The organism is Microbulbifer sp. ABF4_143 (assembly GCF_056160225.1).
Window position 1 is genome coordinate 1 of record NZ_JBSWWT010000029.1, and the last position, 18,772, is coordinate 18,772.

Annotated in this window: 20 protein-coding genes and 1 other RNA gene; 9 read left to right on the plus strand and 12 right to left on the minus strand. The window is 65.1% G+C overall.

Annotation, left to right across the window (positions count from 1 at the left end; all coding sequences use genetic code 11):
* Positions 1-128 precede the first annotated feature (128 nt).
* Positions 129-515: a glycine cleavage system protein GcvH gene (gcvH, locus tag ACXAF3_RS16915; protein ID WP_475113473.1), complete on the minus strand. Its 387-nt coding sequence runs from the start codon at positions 513-515 to the stop codon at positions 129-131.
* 75 nt (positions 516-590) lie between these two features.
* Positions 591-1,679 carry a glycine cleavage system aminomethyltransferase GcvT gene (gcvT, locus tag ACXAF3_RS16920; protein ID WP_475113474.1) on the minus strand — a complete coding sequence of 363 codons (1,089 nt, stop codon included), beginning with the start codon at positions 1,677-1,679 and terminating at the stop codon, positions 591-593.
* Between the two features lie 335 nt (positions 1,680-2,014).
* Between gcvT and ACXAF3_RS16925 the strand changes: the two genes are divergently transcribed.
* Entirely contained in the window at positions 2,015-2,707 is a 693-nt protein-coding gene (locus ACXAF3_RS16925; RefSeq protein ID WP_475113475.1) for a 2OG-Fe(II) oxygenase, read from the plus strand.
* 183 nt (positions 2,708-2,890) lie between these two features.
* On the opposite strand, the gene ACXAF3_RS16930 is transcribed toward ACXAF3_RS16925, so the two are convergent.
* The 6 genes from ACXAF3_RS16930 to ACXAF3_RS16955 all read right to left on the minus strand — a co-directional run bounded on the left by ACXAF3_RS16930 (position 2,891) and on the right by ACXAF3_RS16955 (position 9,544).
* The gene (locus ACXAF3_RS16930; protein WP_475113476.1) at positions 2,891-4,012 is read right to left on the minus strand and encodes a CNNM domain-containing protein; all 1,122 of its coding nucleotides are present in this window, start codon (positions 4,010-4,012) and stop codon (positions 2,891-2,893) included.
* Between the two features lie 7 nt (positions 4,013-4,019).
* Complete coding sequence (locus ACXAF3_RS16935) at positions 4,020-5,000, minus strand: rhomboid family intramembrane serine protease (protein ID WP_475113477.1); 981 nt, start codon at positions 4,998-5,000, stop codon at positions 4,020-4,022.
* Positions 5,001-5,092: 92 nt separating this feature from the next.
* A complete protein-coding gene (locus ACXAF3_RS16940) occupies positions 5,093-6,328 on the minus strand; it encodes a UbiH/UbiF/VisC/COQ6 family ubiquinone biosynthesis hydroxylase (protein ID WP_475113478.1) in 1,236 nt (411 codons plus the stop codon).
* Between the two features lie 32 nt (positions 6,329-6,360).
* The gene (locus ACXAF3_RS16945; protein ID WP_475113479.1) at positions 6,361-7,608 is read right to left on the minus strand and encodes an FAD-dependent oxidoreductase; all 1,248 of its coding nucleotides are present in this window, start codon (positions 7,606-7,608) and stop codon (positions 6,361-6,363) included.
* Complete coding sequence (gene pepP, locus ACXAF3_RS16950) at positions 7,602-8,963, minus strand: Xaa-Pro aminopeptidase (RefSeq protein ID WP_475113480.1); 1,362 nt, start codon at positions 8,961-8,963, stop codon at positions 7,602-7,604. The genes ACXAF3_RS16945 and pepP overlap by 7 nt, the downstream gene beginning before the upstream one ends.
* Positions 8,963-9,544 carry a UPF0149 family protein gene (locus tag ACXAF3_RS16955; RefSeq protein ID WP_475113481.1) on the minus strand — a complete coding sequence of 194 codons (582 nt, stop codon included), beginning with the start codon at positions 9,542-9,544 and terminating at the stop codon, positions 8,963-8,965. Before ACXAF3_RS16955 ends, pepP begins: the two co-directional genes overlap by 1 nt.
* Positions 9,545-9,749: 205 nt before the next feature.
* Between ACXAF3_RS16955 and ACXAF3_RS16960 the strand changes: the two genes are divergently transcribed.
* The 4 genes from ACXAF3_RS16960 to ACXAF3_RS16975 all read left to right on the plus strand — a co-directional run bounded on the left by ACXAF3_RS16960 (position 9,750) and on the right by ACXAF3_RS16975 (position 11,401).
* On the plus strand, positions 9,750-9,953 hold the full coding sequence (locus ACXAF3_RS16960; RefSeq protein WP_475113482.1) for a TIGR02449 family protein: 204 nt from the start codon (positions 9,750-9,752) through the stop codon (positions 9,951-9,953).
* Positions 9,953-10,273: a cell division protein ZapA gene (locus tag ACXAF3_RS16965; protein ID WP_475113483.1), complete on the plus strand. Its 321-nt coding sequence runs from the start codon at positions 9,953-9,955 to the stop codon at positions 10,271-10,273. The genes ACXAF3_RS16960 and ACXAF3_RS16965 overlap by 1 nt, the downstream gene beginning before the upstream one ends.
* A gap of 332 nt (positions 10,274-10,605) precedes the next feature.
* Positions 10,606-10,786: non-coding RNA, 6S RNA (gene ssrS / locus ACXAF3_RS16970), on the plus strand.
* Between the two features lie 21 nt (positions 10,787-10,807).
* Positions 10,808-11,401 (plus strand): 5-formyltetrahydrofolate cyclo-ligase, encoded by a 594-nt coding sequence (locus ACXAF3_RS16975; RefSeq protein WP_475113484.1) that lies wholly within the window; start codon positions 10,808-10,810, stop codon positions 11,399-11,401.
* Between the two features lie 85 nt (positions 11,402-11,486).
* On the opposite strand, the gene ACXAF3_RS16980 is transcribed toward ACXAF3_RS16975, so the two are convergent.
* The gene (locus ACXAF3_RS16980; protein ID WP_193189208.1) at positions 11,487-11,624 is read right to left on the minus strand and encodes a hypothetical protein; all 138 of its coding nucleotides are present in this window, start codon (positions 11,622-11,624) and stop codon (positions 11,487-11,489) included.
* A 268-nt stretch (positions 11,625-11,892) separates the two neighbouring features.
* The gene (gene ilvA, locus ACXAF3_RS16985; protein WP_475113485.1) at positions 11,893-13,428 is read right to left on the minus strand and encodes a threonine ammonia-lyase, biosynthetic; all 1,536 of its coding nucleotides are present in this window, start codon (positions 13,426-13,428) and stop codon (positions 11,893-11,895) included.
* A gap of 207 nt (positions 13,429-13,635) precedes the next feature.
* Here ilvA and rpiA point away from each other — a divergent pair, with 207 nt between their 5' ends.
* The 3 genes from rpiA (at position 13,636) to ACXAF3_RS17000 (ending at position 15,568) form a co-directional block, all read left to right on the plus strand.
* The gene (rpiA, locus tag ACXAF3_RS16990) at positions 13,636-14,310 is read left to right on the plus strand and encodes a ribose-5-phosphate isomerase RpiA (RefSeq protein WP_475113496.1); all 675 of its coding nucleotides are present in this window, start codon (positions 13,636-13,638) and stop codon (positions 14,308-14,310) included.
* 59 nt (positions 14,311-14,369) lie between these two features.
* Entirely contained in the window at positions 14,370-14,996 is a 627-nt protein-coding gene (locus tag ACXAF3_RS16995; protein WP_475113486.1) for a transglycosylase SLT domain-containing protein, read from the plus strand.
* 203 nt (positions 14,997-15,199) lie between these two features.
* Entirely contained in the window at positions 15,200-15,568 is a 369-nt protein-coding gene (locus ACXAF3_RS17000) for a DUF4168 domain-containing protein (RefSeq protein ID WP_475113487.1), read from the plus strand.
* Between the two features lie 53 nt (positions 15,569-15,621).
* On the opposite strand, the gene ACXAF3_RS17005 is transcribed toward ACXAF3_RS17000, so the two are convergent.
* On the minus strand, positions 15,622-15,933 hold the full coding sequence (locus tag ACXAF3_RS17005) for a helix-turn-helix domain-containing protein (protein ID WP_475113488.1): 312 nt from the start codon (positions 15,931-15,933) through the stop codon (positions 15,622-15,624).
* Positions 15,934-16,089: 156 nt separating this feature from the next.
* Here ACXAF3_RS17005 and ACXAF3_RS17010 point away from each other — a divergent pair, with 156 nt between their 5' ends.
* Positions 16,090-17,139 carry an AraC family transcriptional regulator gene (locus ACXAF3_RS17010; RefSeq protein WP_475113489.1) on the plus strand — a complete coding sequence of 350 codons (1,050 nt, stop codon included), beginning with the start codon at positions 16,090-16,092 and terminating at the stop codon, positions 17,137-17,139.
* A gap of 76 nt (positions 17,140-17,215) precedes the next feature.
* On the opposite strand, the gene ACXAF3_RS17015 is transcribed toward ACXAF3_RS17010, so the two are convergent.
* Positions 17,216-18,448, minus strand: coding sequence for an OmpA family protein (locus tag ACXAF3_RS17015; protein ID WP_475113490.1), 1,233 nt, complete (start codon positions 18,446-18,448; stop codon positions 17,216-17,218).
* Positions 18,449-18,772: the final 324 nt, after the last annotated feature.

Below are 18,772 nucleotides of genomic sequence, written 5' to 3' on the forward strand. Positions count from 1 at the left end.
TCTGGCGGTGTTGGTTCGGGGATTGTTGTGTTTTGGCGAACCAAACTTTACCCAGCCAACAACCGCCAGCCTACTTTTTCACGCCAATCTGCGAAGAACCTTTTTTATTGCCTGTTGCCGTTCGAGGATTACTCCTCGGATTCGGCCCGGTAGGCGTCGGCATCGAGCATATTGTCCAGCTCGCTGACATCGCTCGGCTTGACGCGGAAGAACCAGCCGTCGTCGTAGGGGGAGGCGTTGACGGTTTCCGGGGCGTCTTCCAGCGCCTCGTTGACTGCGATCACCTCGCCGGAAACCGGCGAGTAGATGTCGCTGGCCGCCTTCACGGATTCCACCACACCGGCCTCGTCGCCCGCCGCCAGGGTGGTGCCCACTTCCGGGGTCTCGACGTAAACCACATCGCCCAGCGCGTCCTGGGCGTGGTCGCTGATGCCGACGGTGACGGTGCCGTCCTCTTCCAGCCGCGCCCACTCATGGCTGGACAGGTATTTCAGTTCGCTGCGAATCTCGCTCATTCTGTGATCCCTCGATTAAGCATTTTTTAAATTAGTTCTCGATGTCCGGGCTGGGCCGGGGGCAGGAAACAACCCTCAAATCACCGATTTGCCGTTGCGCACGAAGCAGGGCTTCACCACCTTCACCGGCACCTCTTTCTTGCGCATCTCCACATGGGCGGTCTCACCGATGGAAACCGGTACCCGCGCCAGCGCAATAGAGTAGCCCAGTGTGGGCGAAAAGGTTCCGCTGGTGATAATACCGCGCTCCTCGGCGCCGTCCACCACCACCGGCAGTCCGGCACGCAGCACGCCGCGCTCCTCCAGCACCAGTCCGACCAGTTTTTCCTTCACGCCGGCGGCCTTCTCCTGTTCCAGCGGCACGCGGCCGATAAAGTCGCGGTCCTCCGGCTGCCAGGCGATGGTCCAGGCCATGTTGGCCACCAGCGGCGACGTGTCTTCGTCCATCTCGTGGCCGTAGAGATTCATGCCGGCCTCGAGGCGCAGAGTGTCGCGGGCGCCCAGGCCGCAGGGGGCCACGCCGGCATCCGCCAGAGCGCGCCAGAAGCCGCTGGCATCCTCGCACGGCAACATGATTTCCAGGCCGTCTTCGCCGGTGTAGCCGGTGCGGGCCACAAACCATTCGCCGCGCGCCACGCTCTGGAACACCTTCAGACCGTCGATGGCGGCGGTCCACTCGATGCCGAGCACCTCCTTGGTCTTGGCCAGCGCCTGCGGCCCCTGGATCGCGATCATGGCCAGCTGCGGGCGCTCGCTCAGGGTCACATCGAAGGATTCCGCGTGCCGGCTCATCCACGCCAGGTCTTTCTCGCGCGTAGCGCAGTTGACCACCACCCGGTAACCGGGATCGCGCAGGTAGACGATCAGGTCGTCGACCACACCGCCCTTCTCGTTCAGCATGCCGGTGTAGAGGGCCTTGCCCGGAGTGCCGTCCAGCTTGGCCACGTCGTTGGCCAGCAGATAGCGCAAGTAGTCGCGCGCGCCGTCGCCATCCACGTCCACCACGGTCATATGGGAGACATCGAACATGCCCGCGTCGGTGCGCACCTTGTTGTGCTCCTCGAGTTGTGAGCCGTAGTGCAGCGGCATATCCCATCCGCCGAAATCCACCATTTTGCCGCCCATCGCGACATGCGTGTCATACAGTGGCGTTCTGTTTCCCATCTCTTGTTCTCGATTCACCAGGTAAGAAAGCCGCGTATTCTAGCGGTTGCGCCGCCGGCGTTACCAGACGGCAATATTCTGCAAGCCTAGCAGGCGCCGGGACGATACACTGCCGCGCGCCCCTGTCGCCGCCAAAGATTCGGAATCTGCGCAACAGGCCGGGGCCGGCGCCACCCGCGGGCCAAAGGGGCTTTGCCGCCGGCGCTTTTGGCGGTATAAGAACGCACCCGGGCCGCCCCCACCGCAATTCCGATTCCCTGGCAGCCACCCGCCCGGGTGCCGCACCCCACTGTCTGCGGCGGCGCCAACCTTTTCGCACGAGGCATAGCATCAGATTGAACACCGCAGTTTCCGCCCTCACGCGGGAGCGCCACTCGGGCCCCCGCGACGGCGACCCGATGGACCTGATCGCCGCAGCGCTGCGCAAGGACGGCTATATTGTGCTGCCGGCGCCGCTGCCACCGGCCCTGCTCGGGCGCCTGTTGCGCCACTTCAAATCCATCGACCGCGAGCGCTTCAGGCGCGCCGGCATAGGCCGCGATGAAGAGCGGCAGCTGAACCGCTTCGTGCGCGGCGACGAGATCTTCTGGCTGGACGGCGCCAACCCGGCCGTCGCCGCCTACCTGGGCTGGATGGAGACGCTGCGCCTGGGGCTGAACCGGCGCCTGTATCTGGGGCTGTTCGACTACGAGTGTCACTACGCCTACTACGCCCGCGGCACCTTCTACAAAAAGCATCTGGACGCGTTCAAGGGCGGCACCAACCGGGTGCTCAGCACCGTGCTCTACCTGACGCCCAACTGGCAGCCGCGCGACGGCGGTGAACTGGCACTCTACCGGCCGGAAACCGCGGGCGCCGCCTGCGCGGAGCCGTTTCTGAAGGTGGCGCCGCGCTTCGGACAGATGGTGATTTTTCTCAGCGAGGAATTTCCCCACGAGGTGCTGCCGGTGCACCGGCCGCGCTACAGTGTCACCGGCTGGTTCCGGGTCAACAACAGTCTCGGCGACTGTGTCGACCCGGCGCTGTGAGGCGGGCGCGCAGCCGCCGCTGTCAGGCTGCTGAAAAAACCATCCTTGGTTTTTTTCAGCCCGGGTTTGCGGCGCATATCCGCAAACCCTCCACGACAAATCAAGCACTTAGGTGCTTGATCTGCGATCCGGCCATCCATGGCCGGACCAGCAGGCTGCCGAGAATACTTTTTCAGCAGCCTGCTAGTCAGAGCGCTTTTCAGCCTCGGAGTCCGCGTCCTCCTCCCGGGCACCATTTTCCGGTTGCGCGCCTTCGTCCACCTTCAGCCCGTAGCGTTTCGAGCGCAGTCGCCACAACCGTTTGGCCAGTTCCTGGCGGTCCGGTGTCTTGTCCGCCTCGTCGACAATTTCCTCGCCGAGCAGCGTCTCCAGCAGGTCTTCGAGCGTGACCAGCCCCTCCAGGCGGCCGTACTCGTCCAGCACCGCGCTGATCTGCACGCGCCGCGACAGCATCTTCTGGAAGGCCTGGTAGATGGTGGCGGTCTCCGGCAGCATCAGCAGGTCGCGGCGGAATTCCGACAGCCTCCTCTCCCCCTCCCCCTTGGCGAAGGCGAGCAACAGCTCCTGCTTCAACACAAAACCCACCACGCAGTCCGGGTCCCCCTGCTCGTACACCGGGATGCGGGAAAAGCGGCTTTTTTCCACATCCTCGTAAGACGCGCCCAGGGTCGCATCCTGCGACAGGGAGAAGACCACGGTGCGCGGCGTCATCACCTCACGCACCGAGTGATCGCGCAGGGTGAAAAACAGGTTGCGCAGGATATTCGACTCGCGCCGCTCCAACTGTCCCTCGGCCTCACCCAGCTCCGCCATGATCGCGAATTCGTCGCGGCTGAAGCCGGTCAGTGTCGGCCCGCGCGACATGCCGCGGGTCAGCCACTCGGACATTTTTACAAACGGGTACAGCAACCACACGAGAAAGCGCAGTGCATAGGCCATCACCGGCGCCAGCTGCCGCCAGTACAGGGCGCCGAGTGTCTTCGGAATGATTTCGGAAAAGACCAGGATCAACAGTGTCAGTATTGCCGAGGCGATGCCCAGGTACTGGCTGCCGAACACCGCCGCGGCCTGGGCGCCGGCGCCGGCGGCACCGGCGGTGTGGGCGATGGTATTGAGGGTCAGGATCGCGGCCAGCGGCGCGTTGATATCCGCCTTCAGCTTGCGCAACAGTCGCCCGGCCCTGTGCCCTTCGCGCTCGAGCAGGCTGACATAGGGCGTGGTCACGCTGAGAATCACCGACTCGGCAATGGAGCACAGGAAGGAAAAACCGAGCGCAATCAGGACATAGACGATCAGTAAAATCATGGGGCTCTTACGGGGCTCTCGTTGTGGCTGTCTCGGGGGCGAAGCGTCGCGCACCGCCGGCGAGGCAGTAAACCACCGCCAACAGCAGGCCGCAGACGAATCCGCCGATATGCGCGGCATTGGCGACGCCGACACCGAAAATCAAGGTGATTAGCCCGGTCGCACACAACAGCAGCCAGCCGACCGCCAGCGCGACTATGCCGGCGGGCACATCGCGCCAGCCGGGCTGCCAGCGCTGCAACACGAATACGGCGCCGACCAGCGCGTAGACGACGCCGGACATGCCGCCGAAGGCGATCTGTGGCGACCAGTAATACTGGCTCAGGTTGGAAGCCGCCGCGCTGACCAATACCAGCGCGGCAAAGGCCAGGGACCCGGCGCGCGCCTCAAGGGAGCGCCCGAGTATCCAGACCCCCAGCGCATTGAACAGCGCGTGGGGCAGAGAGAAATGCACCAGCGCCGGCGTCCACAAACGCCAGTACTCTCCGTGTACCCAGTGCCAGGCCAGCGTCGATTGATCCAGCCGGAAGTCGCCGCCGCGATCCGGATAGATCAGCAGTGCGTCGACGAGATCGTTCGCCAGCAAGAACCAGCCGAGAAAGCACAGGCCGATCAAAACCAGGCTGAGCGGCGTTCTTCGCCAGGGCCAGCCGGGCAGCGGATACATCGGCGCGGGGGCCCGATCCGCTTCCCCGGGTTGCGCGACGCCTGCACCAGTCTCCGTGCTCTCCGGCCGCCCCGCCTCTTCCGTCTGTGTATCCGCGGGCGCCGCTTCCAGATGCACATCGGCAAGGCTGACCTCCCCGGCATCCCAGCGCCGCAGCAGCGGCAACAGTATTTCGCCCAGGTGCGGGTCCAGCGACGACAGTATCTGACGGTTGTTTTCTTCGCTGATGCGCAGCGGCAGCCGGTAGCGCCGGATAAACTGCGCCAGCTCGCTGAGATCTCTATCGATGGGGAACTGATAGACGGCGGTCCAGTCGCTCAAGAGTGAGAGGCCTTGTTAGTAAATCACCGCGCTATTTAAGCACGACTGCAGCCGGCGGGCACAGGCCCCGCCGCCGCTGCGGCGCCAGTGCGCTACACCGCCATGGCGCGCAGGATGATACGTTTTTTCAGCAGCGGGCTCGCATCCACCACACTGAGCCCGGTGTTGCGCAGCCAGCGCCAGTGCAGGTCGCCGGCGCCGAACAGGGATTTGAACGTACTCATGGCCTTCAGGGTCGCGGCGTTGTCGCCGCGGCGGCGGCGCTGGTAGCGCGCCAGCACCGAGGGATCCGCAGGCTCCAGGCCGCGCTTCAGCGCGCGGCCTATCTCGTCGCAGAGCACGCGCACATCCTGCAGGCCCAGGTTCACCCCCTGCCCCGCCAGCGGGTGAATGCTGTGGGCCGCGTCGCCGATCAGCACCGCCCCGGGCCCGCAATAGGATTCGGCGTGGCGCGCGCGCAGCGGGAAGGAGAAGCGCTCGCTGACGGACTCCACCCTGCCGAGGCGGCTCTCGAAGGCCTTTTCCAGGTTCAGGCAGAAGGCCTGGTCGTCCAGCATCACCAGCTCCCGCGCCAGCTCCTCGTCCGCCGACCAGACCACCGCGCAGTGGTTCTCGTCACCGAGGCCGGCCAGCGGCAGAAAGGCCAGCGGGCCGGTTTTCAGGAAGCGCTGCCAGGCGGTGTGCCGGTGGGGCTGCTCTGTGCGCGCCACGCACACCAGCGCCACCTGGCGGTAGTCTGTGTCCTGGGAGCGGATGCGCAGCAGGTCGCGAACCTTGGAGCGGGCGCCGTCGGCGCCGATCAGCAGGCGCGTGCGCAGCACCTCGCCACTCTCCTCCAGCCCCTCGATCGCGTCGACGCGGTCGCTGCGCGGCTGCAGGCACCAGAGGCCGCAGTCGCGCCACCAGCTCTCGAGGCGGAAGCCGTTCACCAGCTCCACGTTCGGCAGCGCCTCGAGGCGCGCGCGCAACGCCGCCACCACGACATTGTTCTCGACGATATGACCGAGGTTCGGCAACTGCACGTCGCGGCTGTTGAAGCACACGGAGCCGGTGCCCTCTGCGTCCCAGACGCGCATCTCGGTATAGGGGCAGGCGCGCCGCTCGCCGATTTCGGCCCAGGCGCCGATCTCTTCGAGCAGCTCCCGCGAGGCCTGCGTCAGCGCGACCACCCGCGGGTCGTAGTGATCGGCGGGCACCTGCGGCACCTCGGTGGCCGCCTCCAGCAGCGCCACCTGCAGCTGCGGGTGGCGCACCGCCAGCAGTGCGGCCTGGGCCATGCCCACCATGCCGGCGCCGACGATGGCGATATCCAAACGATGTCTGTTCATAGTGCGTCCCGCAGTAGTGACCCGGCAGACAATTAAAGCCCAAAACCGGCCGCCTGGCCGATAAAACTCGCGCGCAGTGGCGGCGCCAGCGTCAGGCCGAGCAACCCCGCCTGGCGCAGTCCCCGCGCCAGCAGGCCGGGGGCGGCGAAGAGCGGCGGTATGCGGTCGCTGAAGCCGATGGTCAACTGCTGATCCATACGGCGGTCGCGGCCATAGTCCTGTAACAAGTCTAGCTGTGTAGATGAATCTCGCGCCAGATCCGCCCGCCTCAGGGCCTGCGCCAGGCCGTAGCAGTCGCGCAGGGTCAGGTTGAACCCCTGCCCCGCCACCGGGTGCAGGAAGTGGGCGCAATTGCCCACCAGCACCAGGTTGCGGCGCCACTGCTCCCGCGCCAGAGACAGGCTGAGCGGATAGCTGTGCGGCCTGCCGGCCCGCTCTATGCGGCCGGCGCGCCAGCCGAAGGTCTTCTGCAGGCGCCGGACAAATTCGCCCTCCGGCAACTCGCACAGGGCCGCCGCGTCCTCCTCGGCACAGGTCCACACCAGTGCCATGCGGTGCTGGCCGTCCCGCTTCGGCAGCGGCAACAGCGCCATCGGGCCGGCGTCGGTGAAGCGCTCGTAGGCGGTGCCGGCGCAGTCCCGCTGCAGCCCTACTGTAGTGACCAGGGCCCGCTGCCGGTACTCCACCTTGTCTATGCCGATACCCAGTTGCCGGCACAGGGGTGAGTCGACGCCGTCCGCGATGACCAGCAGCGCGGCGCGCAGGCCGGCCTCCGCACCGCCGTCCGCGCCGCGCCAGCGCAATTCGGCGCCGCCCCGGTCCATGCGCACGCCGGCGGCCCGGGCCGGCGCCAGCAGGCGCACCCGGGTCTGCGCCAGGGCGCCGTACAGTATCGGCCCCAGCGCGGCGTTCTCCACCACCGCGCCGAGCATTCCCTCGAAACTGGCGCGCTGCTGTTGCTCCGCCCGCATCGACATACCGACCGCGCGGCCGCGATCGCTGACCTGGATGCGCCGAATCGGCGCGCAGTAGTCGCGCAGCGCCGGCCACAGGCCCAACTCGGCGAACAGCCGCAGGCTGCCGGCGGCGATGGCGGTGGCGCGGGTGTCGAAGCTCGGCAGCCGCACGCTGGCGCCCGCGTCCGGCAGCGCCCGCTGCTCCAGCAGTGCCACCGACAGCTGCGGGCAGTAGTGCGCCAGCATCAGCGCCAGGCTGGCGCCGGCCATGCCGCCGCCGACGATGGCCACATCCACTCTCTGTTCGCTCAGCGCATTCACCACAGCTCCTCCTGCACCAGGTCCTGCCCCTGGCGCATCGTGTATTCGATATCGGCGACCGCCTTCGGCGCCGCCGCCGACAGCACCCGCGGCCCCTCTTTGGTCAGTGCCACATCGTCCTCGATACGGATGCCGATACCGCGGAATTTCTCCGGCACCTGCGCGTCGTCCGCGGCGATATAGATGCCCGGCTCCACCGTCATCACCATGCCCGGCTCCAGCTGGCGCCACTGCCCGTGCACACGGTAGTCGCCGACGTCGTGCACGTCCATGCCCAGCCAGTGACCCGCGCGGTGCATATAGAAGCGGCGATAGGCGCCGGACTCTATCAGGCCGTCGACCTCGCCGCGCAGCAGTCCCAGATCCACAAGGCCGCGGGTGATCACCGCGACACTGGCGGCGTGGGGCTGGTCCCAGTGGTTGCCCGCGCGGATCTGCTCTATCGCGGCCAGCTGCGCGGCCAACACCACTTCGTACAGCGCCCTCTGCACGCCGCTGAAACGGCCGTTGACCGGGTAGGTGCGGGTCACGTCGGCGGCGTAGCCGCGGTATTCGCAACCGGCATCCACCAGCACCAGGTCGCCGCTCCTGAGCGGCGCACTGTTGCTGCAGTAGTGCATCACCAGCGCATTCCTGCCGCCGCCGACGATGGACGGATAGGCGGGTTCGCGCGCGCCGGCGCAGGCGAAGGTGTGCAGCAGTTCCGCCTCCAGCTGGTACTCGAACTGCCCCGGGCGGCAGCGGGCCATGGCGCGGCGGTGCGCCTCGGCGGTGATCTCGGCGGCGTGCGCCAGCAACCGCAGTTCCTGGGCGCTCTTGTACAGGCGCAGGTCGTGTAGCAGGTGGTCCAGGTCGACTATCTCCGGCACGCCGCCGCTACCCGGCGCCGCCGCTATGGCCTGCAGGTAGTTCTGCAGGCGCCGGTCCAGCTGAGGGAAACGGCCCATCGTATAGTAGATATGGGTGCGGCCCTCGAGCAGGCCCGGCAGTATGTCGTCCAGGTCGCTAATCGGGAAGGCGTCGCAGAGACCGCACTGCTCGGCGGCGCGCTCCGGCCCGAGACGCGGCCCGTCCCAGCGCTCTTTTTCCGCATCGCGCTCGCGGCAGAACAGCAGCGCCTCCCCCTGGGCGCGACCGGGCACCAGTACCAGTAGCGCCTCCGGCTCGTTGAATCCGCTCAGGTAGAGAAAATCGCTGTCCTGGCGGAAGGGAAAATAGGTATCCCGCGAGCGCGGCTGTTCGCGCGCGGCGGGGACTATGGCCAGGCTGTCCGGCGCCAGGCCGGCGATCAGGCGTGCGCGGCGGCGGGCGTATTCGGCCCTGGAAATCCCCGCGGGTGCAGTTCTGGAAGAGCTCATCAGTGCACAGTGGGCCCGCCGCCGGATTTGCGCCCGCCGCCTGCGGCTGCCGGCTTTCCGGCCGACGACTCGGTAAAGATATTCAGCACCGCCACGCGCACATATTCCTGCAATTCCAGCAGCTGGCTTTCCGCCTCCTCGGAGGCCTCCGCGTGCTCGGCGTCCACCTGTGCGATGGCGCCGATATCCCGCAAGGCCTCGCTGCTGGTCGGCTGCAGCTCTCCCCGGTGCCCACCGATGCCAAATCCCTGCAGGAATCCCTGGCACCAGTGGCCCAGAGTCAGCGCTCTCGCGCCTATGTCTTCGTCATCGCTGAGCAGCAACTGGAAATCGAAATTGCTGTCGCGCAGCTGCCGGTCGCTGTCTTCGGCCAGCCGCAGAAAGTCCCGCTTCAGGTCCGCGGGCACCGCGTCCAGTTGCAGAAATTCTCCCAGCTCTTTTTGCCAGCGTTTTTTGTCCGGGCTGGCGCCTGCGGCCAGCAGGCCGCAGACAAATCCGTGCAGCTCACTGGGATCGGCCTGCCCCCCGGCGGCGAGAATGGCATTGGCCAGGGATTCGAATTCGTTGCCTGCTCGCGTCATAGTTACTGCCCGGTAATCTTTCTATTTTGATCAGAGTTTATTCAGTTCGCCGCAACTGTGTCCGGCGAGCCGTTCGCGCGCACGAATTTGTGATTGCCCGCGCAGGCGGGGCGATTGACCCACCCATACACCGGCAATATAGTAGCGGAATCCCTCGCAGTCTGTCGTGTTGCGAACCCAGTCGAGGACACCAAACGCAGGATTTATGGATAAGCTGCAAGCGCTAGAAAGCACTGTGGACACCCTGATCGCCCGCTGCCAGCAGCTGGCCGATGACAACCGCAAGCTGCGCCAGCAGGAAGCAGAGTGGCAGCGCGAACGCCAGCGCCTGGTAAAAAACAATGAGGCCGCCCGCTCGCGGGTTGAAGCCATGATCAACCGCCTCAAGGGGCTAGCACAAGATTCCTGATGGCTGACTCAGTGCCGACCGCCGAAACCGTTACCGTCTCCATACTCGACAAGGAGTACCGCGTCGCCTGCAAGGAAGAGGAGCGGGCCGAGTTGCAGGCCTCCGCGCGCCTGCTGCACGAGCGCATGTCGCGTATCCGCGCCAGCGGCTCGGTGATCGGGCTGGAGCGTATCGCGGTGATGGCGGCGCTGAATATCGCCCACGAGTTGATTCAGGCCAAGGCGGAACTCACGCGTATACCGCTGGAGCAGGAGATGCTCGACCGGCTGCAGGACAAGGTCCAGTCGGCGCTGGGCAAGATAGACGCAGACGAAAGCTGAATTTTTTATCCCGCCGCCGCGATTCGCCCCGGCAGAACTTGACAGATCCAACGCAAGCAGATTTTGCGCGAAATCCTCACTTAGGGAACCTCTGAATAACTCCATAGCCTCTCTGCGGCCCCTTTGCAAGAGCTGCAACGCCGCAGGTGCATGCTTCAGGGCCCGCCCTGCGGGGCTTTCAGAGCGATTCACACTCTGCGTTGCGACTTTTTGAAAGGTCTAGACATTCCCGCAAAGTCGCGCCTTGATTGTGAGCCGCTCTGAAAGCCAGAGAGGCCATGGAGTTATTCAGAGGTTCCTTAGCCTTTTCCGCCGCCTCGAGTTATAATTTCCTTGCCCTGGGGTGTTGGCCAGTTGACTATGTCCTCGAGCCGATAATCTGACCCGGGTGGTTTCCAGCGGATGCTGGTGTGCAAGTCCGCCGCGCAGCGGAAAGCCTTATGTATCCCGGAGGCCGCCACCTTGAACTTTACGGTTCAAGGCTACGTCTTCAGCCGCACACTCGGGGTTCCTTCCAACCAATCCTCCCGAAGAATGACCGAAAGCCAAGCCCGATCCGAAAAGGCTCAGCTGCGCCGCCGCATGCGCGCGGCCCGACGCCGGCTGAGTATCTACCAGCAGCGCCAGCACGGTCGCGCCGCCACCATCAACCTGAGCCGCAGCCCCTACCTGCAGAGAGCCAGGCATATCGGCATCTACTGGCCGATGGACGGGGAGCTGGATATCCGCTGGCTGCAGCGGCGCTTTGCCGACAAGCACTTCTACCTGCCGGTACTGCCGGCGGAACCGCACCCGCATATGCGCTTTCGCCGCTGGCACGGGGGGCCTCTGGGCTACCGCAACCGCTTCCGCATACCCGAGCCGCTGCGCGGCCCCAGCCAGCCGCCGCAGGGGCTGGATCTGGTACTGGTGCCGCTGGTGGCCTTCGACCCGAGCGGCGCCCGCCTGGGCATGGGGGCCGGTTTCTACGACCGCACCTTCGCCTTCAAGCGGCTGATGCCCGGCGCCGGCCCGACCCTGATAGGCGCGGCCCACCAGTTGCAGTGCGTGCCGCAGCTGCCCACCGACAGCTGGGATATTCCGCTGGATGCGGTGGTGACCGAGCAACGGATCTACCTCTGCCGCTGAGACGGCTCCGTGGGCGGCGGCCGTTATCCGCGCAACAAAAAAGGCCGAACGCGCAGGCGTTCGGCCTTTTTTGCTTGTTTGCGGACTAGCGTGTCACCACGCCCTGCTGTAGCGCAGCCGGCGGTTCCGGATCCGAGGCGAAGACCTCGGTCAGACCTGTGCTGCTCAGCAGTACGCCCGCGACAAAGACAACCACGGCGATTGTCAGTGCATCGGGTTTCATTGGGACCATCCTGTTAGATCGGCTGTTTTTGTTATACGCCTTGTAATCAGCGTTTCACCCCGCGTTAGATTCAACTCAACGCAAAAGTTCCACAGCGGGGAAGATACTCGAGAAGCGGTGAAATAGTAACCGGAAGCTGAATGTTTTTTGCGAATTTTGTCGCATTTTTACCCGAAAAAGTTAGACAGGCGCGCCCTCCTGGTCTACCCGGCGGCGGCTGCCTCCTGTCTAAGCGGGCCCAGCTGTCCGGCCTGCGCGGCCGGGGCCGTCAGCTGGCGAGGAAGAAGCGGTAGGCGGGGTTGCCGGTCTCGTCCCAGAAGGGGAACTGCAGCTGGTCGAGCAGCTCCCGCAGCTGCCTCCGCTCTTCCGGGGCCACCTGCAGCCCGGCCAGCACGCGGCCGTAGGCGGCGCCGTGGTTGCGGTAGTGGAACAGGGTGATGTTCCAGCGCCCGGCCAGCTGCTCGAGGAACTTGCGCAGCGCCCCGGGGCGCTCCGGAAACTCGAAGCGGTAGACCACCTCGTCGGCCAGGCCCGGCGCGCGGCCGCCCACCAGGTGGCGGATATGCAGCTTGGCCATCTCGTTGTCGGTCAGGTCGGTGACCCGGTAGCCGCCGGCCTGCAGCTGTTCCACCAGCTGGCGCCGGTCGGCGTCCGCGGCCACCTGCAGGCCGACGAAGATATGCGCCTCACCGCTGTTGGCGTAGCGCCCATCGCCACCGGCGAAACGATAGTTGAACTCGGTGATGGCGCGGTCGCCCAGGTCGCGGCAGAACTGCAGGTAGCTGCCGGCGCGCTCGGGGATGGTCACCGCCAGCACCGCCTCGCGCTTCTCGCCGATCTCGGTACGCTCGCTGATATAGCGCAGGCGGTCGAAATTGGTGTTGGCGCCGCTGCACACGGTGGCCAGGGCCGCGTTGCGGCTGCCGCTCTGCTCTACGTATTTCTTCAGCCCCGCCAGGCCCACGGCGCCGGCGGGCTCGGCGATGGAACGGGTGTCTTCAAAGATATCCTTGATCGCCGCGCAGATCTCGTCGGTGGTCACGGTGATAACGCCGTCCACCGTCTCGCGCAGCACGCGGAAGGTCTCCTCGCCGATCTGCGCCACGGCGACGCCGTCGGCGAAGAGGCCCACCTGCGGCAGGCGCACCCGCTCGCCGGCATCCAGTGCCGCCTTCAGGCAGGCGGCGTCCTCCGGCTCCACCGCGTAGACCTGCACCTCCGGACGCACATACTTGATATAGGCGGCCATGCCCGCGGCGAGACCGCCGCCGCCCACCGGAATAAAGACTGCATCCAGGTTGCCGGAGTGCTGGCGCAGCAGCTCCATCGCCACAGTGCCCTGGCCGGCGATCACGTCCGGGTCGTCGTAGGGGTGCACGAAGGTCAGGCCGCGCTCGGCCACCAGTTCCTTCGCGCGCGCCGCCGCCTCGTCGAAGGTGTCGCCGTGCAGCACCACCTCGGCGCCGCGCATACGCACTGCGCCCACCTTGATCTGCGGGGTCGTCTTCGGCATCACGATGGTCGCGCGCACCCCCAGCTGCGCCGCCCCCAGCGCCAGCCCCTGGGCGTGGTTGCCGGCGGAGGCGGCGATGACGCCGCGGGCGCGCTGCTCGGCCGGCAGCCGCAGCAGCTTGTTGTAGGCGCCGCGCACCTTGAAGGAAAACACCGGCTGCAGGTCCTCGCGCTTGAGCAGAATGCGGTTGTTCAGGCGGTGCGACAGCTGGCGCATCGGCTCCAGCGGCGTCTCGGTGGCGACATCGTAAATGCGCGCGTCTAAAATGCGCTTGATATAGGACTTGGGCATGGCGTCATTCGGTGGCCGTAGCGGATAGTAATTCTGTGCGCGACAGCTTTCAGTATGCACTCTGGCAAAGCTTGGGGGCGCGCTACACCGGCAGGCCAGTCTAATCCTCCGCCAACATATTTGCCACAGGAAAGCCGGTTTCGCGCCATATTTTCCTTCAAGGGAGGCAAATAAATACAAATGATTGCACAGGAAACCTTCTCCGGTATGACCCAGGACGAACTGAAAAAGGCCACGGCCCGCGCCGCGGTGGACTATATCGCCCCGAAACTGGAAGCCGATTCCATCGTCGGCGTCGGCACCGGCTCCACCGCCAACTTCTTTATCGACTACCTGGCGGAGATCAAGGGGCAGTTCGACGGCACCGTGGCCAGCTCCGAGGCCTCCGCCGAGCGGCTCAAGTCCCACGGCATCCCCGTCTACGACCTGAACAGCGTCGACGGCATCCAGTTCTATGTGGATGGCGCCGACGAGGCCAACCCGGCGCTGCAGCTGATCAAGGGCGGCGGCGCGGCACTCACAAGGGAGAAGATAGTCGCCGCCGCCTCCGACGAATTCGTCTGCATCGCCGACGAGAGCAAGTGGGTGCCGGTGCTCGGCGACTTCCCGCTGCCGGTGGAGGTGATTCCTATGGCGCGCTCGCTGGTGGCGCGGGAGCTGGTCAAGCTGGGCGGCGACCCGGTCTACCGCCAGGGGGTGACCACCGACAACGGCAATGTGATCCTCGATGTGCACAATCTGAAGATCACCGAGCCCAAAGCTCTGGAAGAGGCGATCAACAATATCGCCGGCGTGGTGACCAACGGCATCTTCGCCCTGCGCCCGGCGGACCTGCTGCTGCTCGGCACCACGTCCGGGGTCAAAACCTTCAGCGCCCGATAAGCACCCCATAGCCCCGGACCAGACGAACAACTCGGATCAGACGAAGCAACAGTATCGCCATGTGGAAAAACAACAACCGACGGATCCTGGGCCCGCTGATCGCCGCCATCGCGCTGAGCGCGGGCTGCGCCACCAGCCCGCCGAGCAACCCCGACGATATCTGCTCCATCTTCCGCGAGAAGAAGGACTGGTACCGCGAGGCCAAGGAGGCGGAGGAGAAATGGGGCTCTCCGGTGGCCACGATGATGGCGATATTGCACCAGGAATCCCGCTTCGTGCACGACGCGCGCCCGCCGCGCACCAAGATTCTCGGATTTATTCCCGGCCCGCGCCCGTCCGACGCCTACGGCTACCCGCAGGCGCTGGGCAGCACCTGGCGCAGCTACCAGCGCTCGACCTTCAACTACGGCGCCGACCGCGACGACTTCGGCGATGCCATCGACTTCGTCGGCTGGTACAACAACACCAGCGCGCGCCAGTGCCGTATCAAGCCCCACGATACCTATCACCTCTATCTGGCCTACCACGAGGGACAGGGTGGCTTTAACCGGCGCACTTTTAGAAACAAAACCTGGCTGAAAAATGTCTCCCGCAAAGTCTCCGCGCGCGCGCAGAGCTACCAGCGCCAGTTGAACGGCTGCGAGTCTTCCCTGAAGCGGCGCAGGAAGTTCCTCGGCCTTTTCTGAGCGCCCGCCCGGCGCCGACAAAAATTCGTATGGCTGGCGGCAAATAGCGCAACGCGCCGCGCAAACCGTCTACCCTGTGCTGACAACACCGCATTTTTTTGCCCGGGCCGGATTCCCGGGCGGGAGACTGACGTTGTAGCCCTAAAGACGCTGGCTGCCCTCTCGCCGAAGCAAAAGCGTCCCCGACCTATTCGAGGTGCACAATGAAAACACCCGCCATTTGTTTTGCCGCACTCGCGCTACTCATAGGCCTGCCTCTTGCCCAGGCGCAGACGGATACCGCCCAGGCCACCGCGCAGAAAGTGGCGTACAGCGAACCGCAACTGCAGCAGTTTGCCGACGCCTACCGCGCCATAGTCCTGCTCAGCCGCGAGTACGCACCCAAGGTGCAGGCAGCCACCGATATCGAGGAGGCAGAAGCGATCAACCGGGAGGCGCAGAGCAAAATGATCGCGGCCATTGAGAAGACCGGCCTCTCCAAAGACCAGTATCAGCAGATAGCGACCAGCCTGAAGTCGGATCCGGCGCTGGTGGAAAGGGTCAACAAGCTGCTGCAGCAGTCACAGCAGTAAGCACACAGCTGCAGCGCCCCGGGCGAGGGGCCGCCGCAGCCGCGCGGAAATTCTCAGTCCAGGGACACCTGTAACACCCGGCAGATCTCCGGCAGGTGTCTCTGCACCCACTCCCGATCGAATGATCCCCAGTCGCGCAGCCGGTAGTAACCGTCGTTGTTGCGCACGCCCTGCTGCACAAACTCGACCTGCGTGCCGTGCCCCGGCAGCCCCTTGGAGATAATGTCCTGCACCGTGCGCCGCGGCCAGCCGGTGGCCTGCTCCAGCGCGGGGTTGTTCGGCTTCGGCAGCTGCTCGATCAGGTGCGCGATCAGCATACGCCGGCATATGGTGGGGTTGAGCTGCGCCTCTAGTGTCGATGTCATCTGTCACCTTGTTCTCGCTGAGTGCCCCCTTGTACCACAGGCCGGCGCGCGCCCGCAAAATGACCAAACCTGACTTTCTCGTCCGCATTGCGCATAATCCCAGATCCCTATCGGCGGATAGGCGCTGCAAGCACATTAGAGTCGAGGGCTGAGACAGTGGAACACGAGAATCTGGAAAGCGGAAACACCAACTTCCGTGAAACCGACCAGGGCATTCTCGCCGCGGCGGTGCGGGCCCTGCTGGCCGGCGCCAGGGCCGCCGGGCTGGACTGCAACCAGCTGCTGCGCGACAGCGGCATAGATCCGCGGCAGCTTGAGGCGCCGGAGAGCCGCATAGGCCGAGAGCAGGTGGCCGACCTGCTGCGCCGCAAGTGGGATCTGTTGAACGACGAGTCCGGCGGCTTTCTCGCCCGCCCCTGGCTGCCCGGGACCTTCGCGATGATGGGCCACGCCTGTATCAGCTGCCCGAACTTGCGCCGCGCGCTGCTGCGCTCCGGGCGCTTCGTATCCATGGTCAGCGACGACCTGCATATCAAGCTGGTCGAGGACGGCGAGGAGGCGCGACTGCTGATTCACCACGGCAACCACAGGCAGCTGCCGAACCAGATCTTCGTCGAGTCCCTGGCCGTGATCTGGCTGCGCTTTTTCAGCTGGCTGATCGATCGCACGATACTGCTGGAAAGGGTGCACCTGGCCTTCCCGCCGCCGGATTACAACGAAGACTACAGCGATATGTTCCCCTGCCGGCACTACTTCCACCAGCGCGAGACCTGCCTGGTGTTCAACACCCGCTACCTGCAGATGCCGCTGGTGCGCGACGAGCGGCAACTGGCGGAATTCCTGACCCGCGCCCCCGAGTGCCTGCTGGCCCAGTACAAGTCCGACAACAGCTTCACCGGCCGTATCCGCCGTATGCTCGCCGGCCAGAACGGCATAGAGAACCTGTCGCTCGACGACGTCGCCGCGCGTCTCTACACCTCGCCGCAGACACTGCGCCGGCGCCTGAAGGAAGAGGGCAACAGCTGGCAGGATATCAAGGACTCGGTGCGCCGGGATATAGCCGTGTACCAGCTGAAAAAACAGGAGACCGCGGTGGCGGAAATCGCCGAGCGCCTCGGCTTCTCGGAACCCAGCGCCTTCAACCGCGCCTTCAAGAAATGGACTGGACTGGCGCCGGGAGCCTATCGGGAAAAATACCGCGGTTGAGCCAGGAGCGGATGAACGCGAGTGTTGCAAAAAAATCCCCGCAGCTGCGGGGATTTTTTGTTTGCGAATAACCTGGCTATTCGAAAGTCACCACGCGCACGCTGATGCGGCGGTTTTTCTGTTTGCCCTCCTCGGTGCTGTCGTCGGCGACCGGCTTGGCGGAGCCCATGCCGGTCGCGGTGACGCGGTTGGGATCGATACCCTTTTCAACCAGCATCTGGCGCACCGTATCCGCGCGCTCCTGGGAGAGCTCCTGATTTTTTATCTCATCGCCGTCGCCGGACGTGTGCCCCTCGATGGCAATGGTCAGACCCGGGTTTTCCTGCATGATCTTCGCCAGCGCCTCCACATCCGGCACCGAGGTACTGGTGACTTCGGCGCTGTCCTCGGCGAACGCGACCGCCAGCGGGAACTCCCGGTTCGGATCCCGCGCCGCGCTGCCGAGGTATTCGCGCAGGCTGTCGGCGAAATCCGCCGTCTGCGTCCCGGCCTCTGTGCCCGCCGGGGCCTCGTCGCCGGGCGGTTTCGCGGCCGCGTTCGGGGTCTCCTCGATCAGGACCGACTCCTCATCCAGGATCACCTCCCCCGGCCGATCTTCCATTTTTTCCTTCTTCGCGCACATATTCAGCGCGTAGAGCGCGGCCAGCGCGATCAGCAGCGGCCAGAACCACTTTCCGAAACCACTGCGCTTCTTCTCTTCCGCATGCAGGGCCTGCGGACGCGGCTCCTGTGGCTGCGCGTGTCCGTGGGTGACCAGCGCCGCGCCGAGCTTGTCGAAACTCGGCACCTCCAGCGCCTTCAGCAGGCCGTCGGGAATCTTGTCCTGGATAAAGGGTTTCTGCGCGAGCAGCAGTGACGCCAGGCTGGAAACATCCAGTCCCCTGCCCTTCACCAGCCTGCCCAGCAGCGATACCACAATCGGCGCCGCCACCTTCAGCAGGCTGCCGCCTTTGTCGCCGGCGCCGAGCGCCACGGACACCAGCTCGCCAATGCGGTCGGCCCTGCCGCCGAAAATCCCCTCCAGCATATTGCCGCCGCTTTTCTGCAGGCCGCTCATCTTTTCCGGATCTTTGAACACATCGGCGATGGCGTCGAAATCCAGGTCGCCGCTGCCGGTGACCATATTGAACAGGTTTCCCATACCGGTCTTGCTGCTGCCCTTGTGCAGCATGCCCGCGAGCACGGAAGAAAGCCCGGTATTGACCGCGGACTCCCCCTTCTCTGCCGGAAGGCCCAGCGCATCGCTCAGCGCGCCTATACCCGCAGACCCCAGTTGGCGCGTCGCCAGCTCCAGAAGATTGTCCGCCATAGTGAAACCTCGTTGCTCGCTACATCTATGGGACCTCTGAAAAACATAGCGAGCGGGCGCCGCCAGGCGCACGCGCAGTAGTTTTTCAGTGGTTCCCAAAACGTCTCCACTGAGTGTATGGCAGCCAATTCAGCGGATTAGTTTGATTCCGAATAACCACCGCCAGGGAGCCTAAGCTGTCTTTATGGTCACAGGCTGTCGCCGGAGTCACCGCCCCTGGCGACTTTCATCATTGCAGCAGCGGCGGGTGCAACTAAGGTATAGAAACTGTTTCATAACGCCGCCAGCCAGCCGCTCGCCGCGCTATGCAGCAGCCTCCACCAC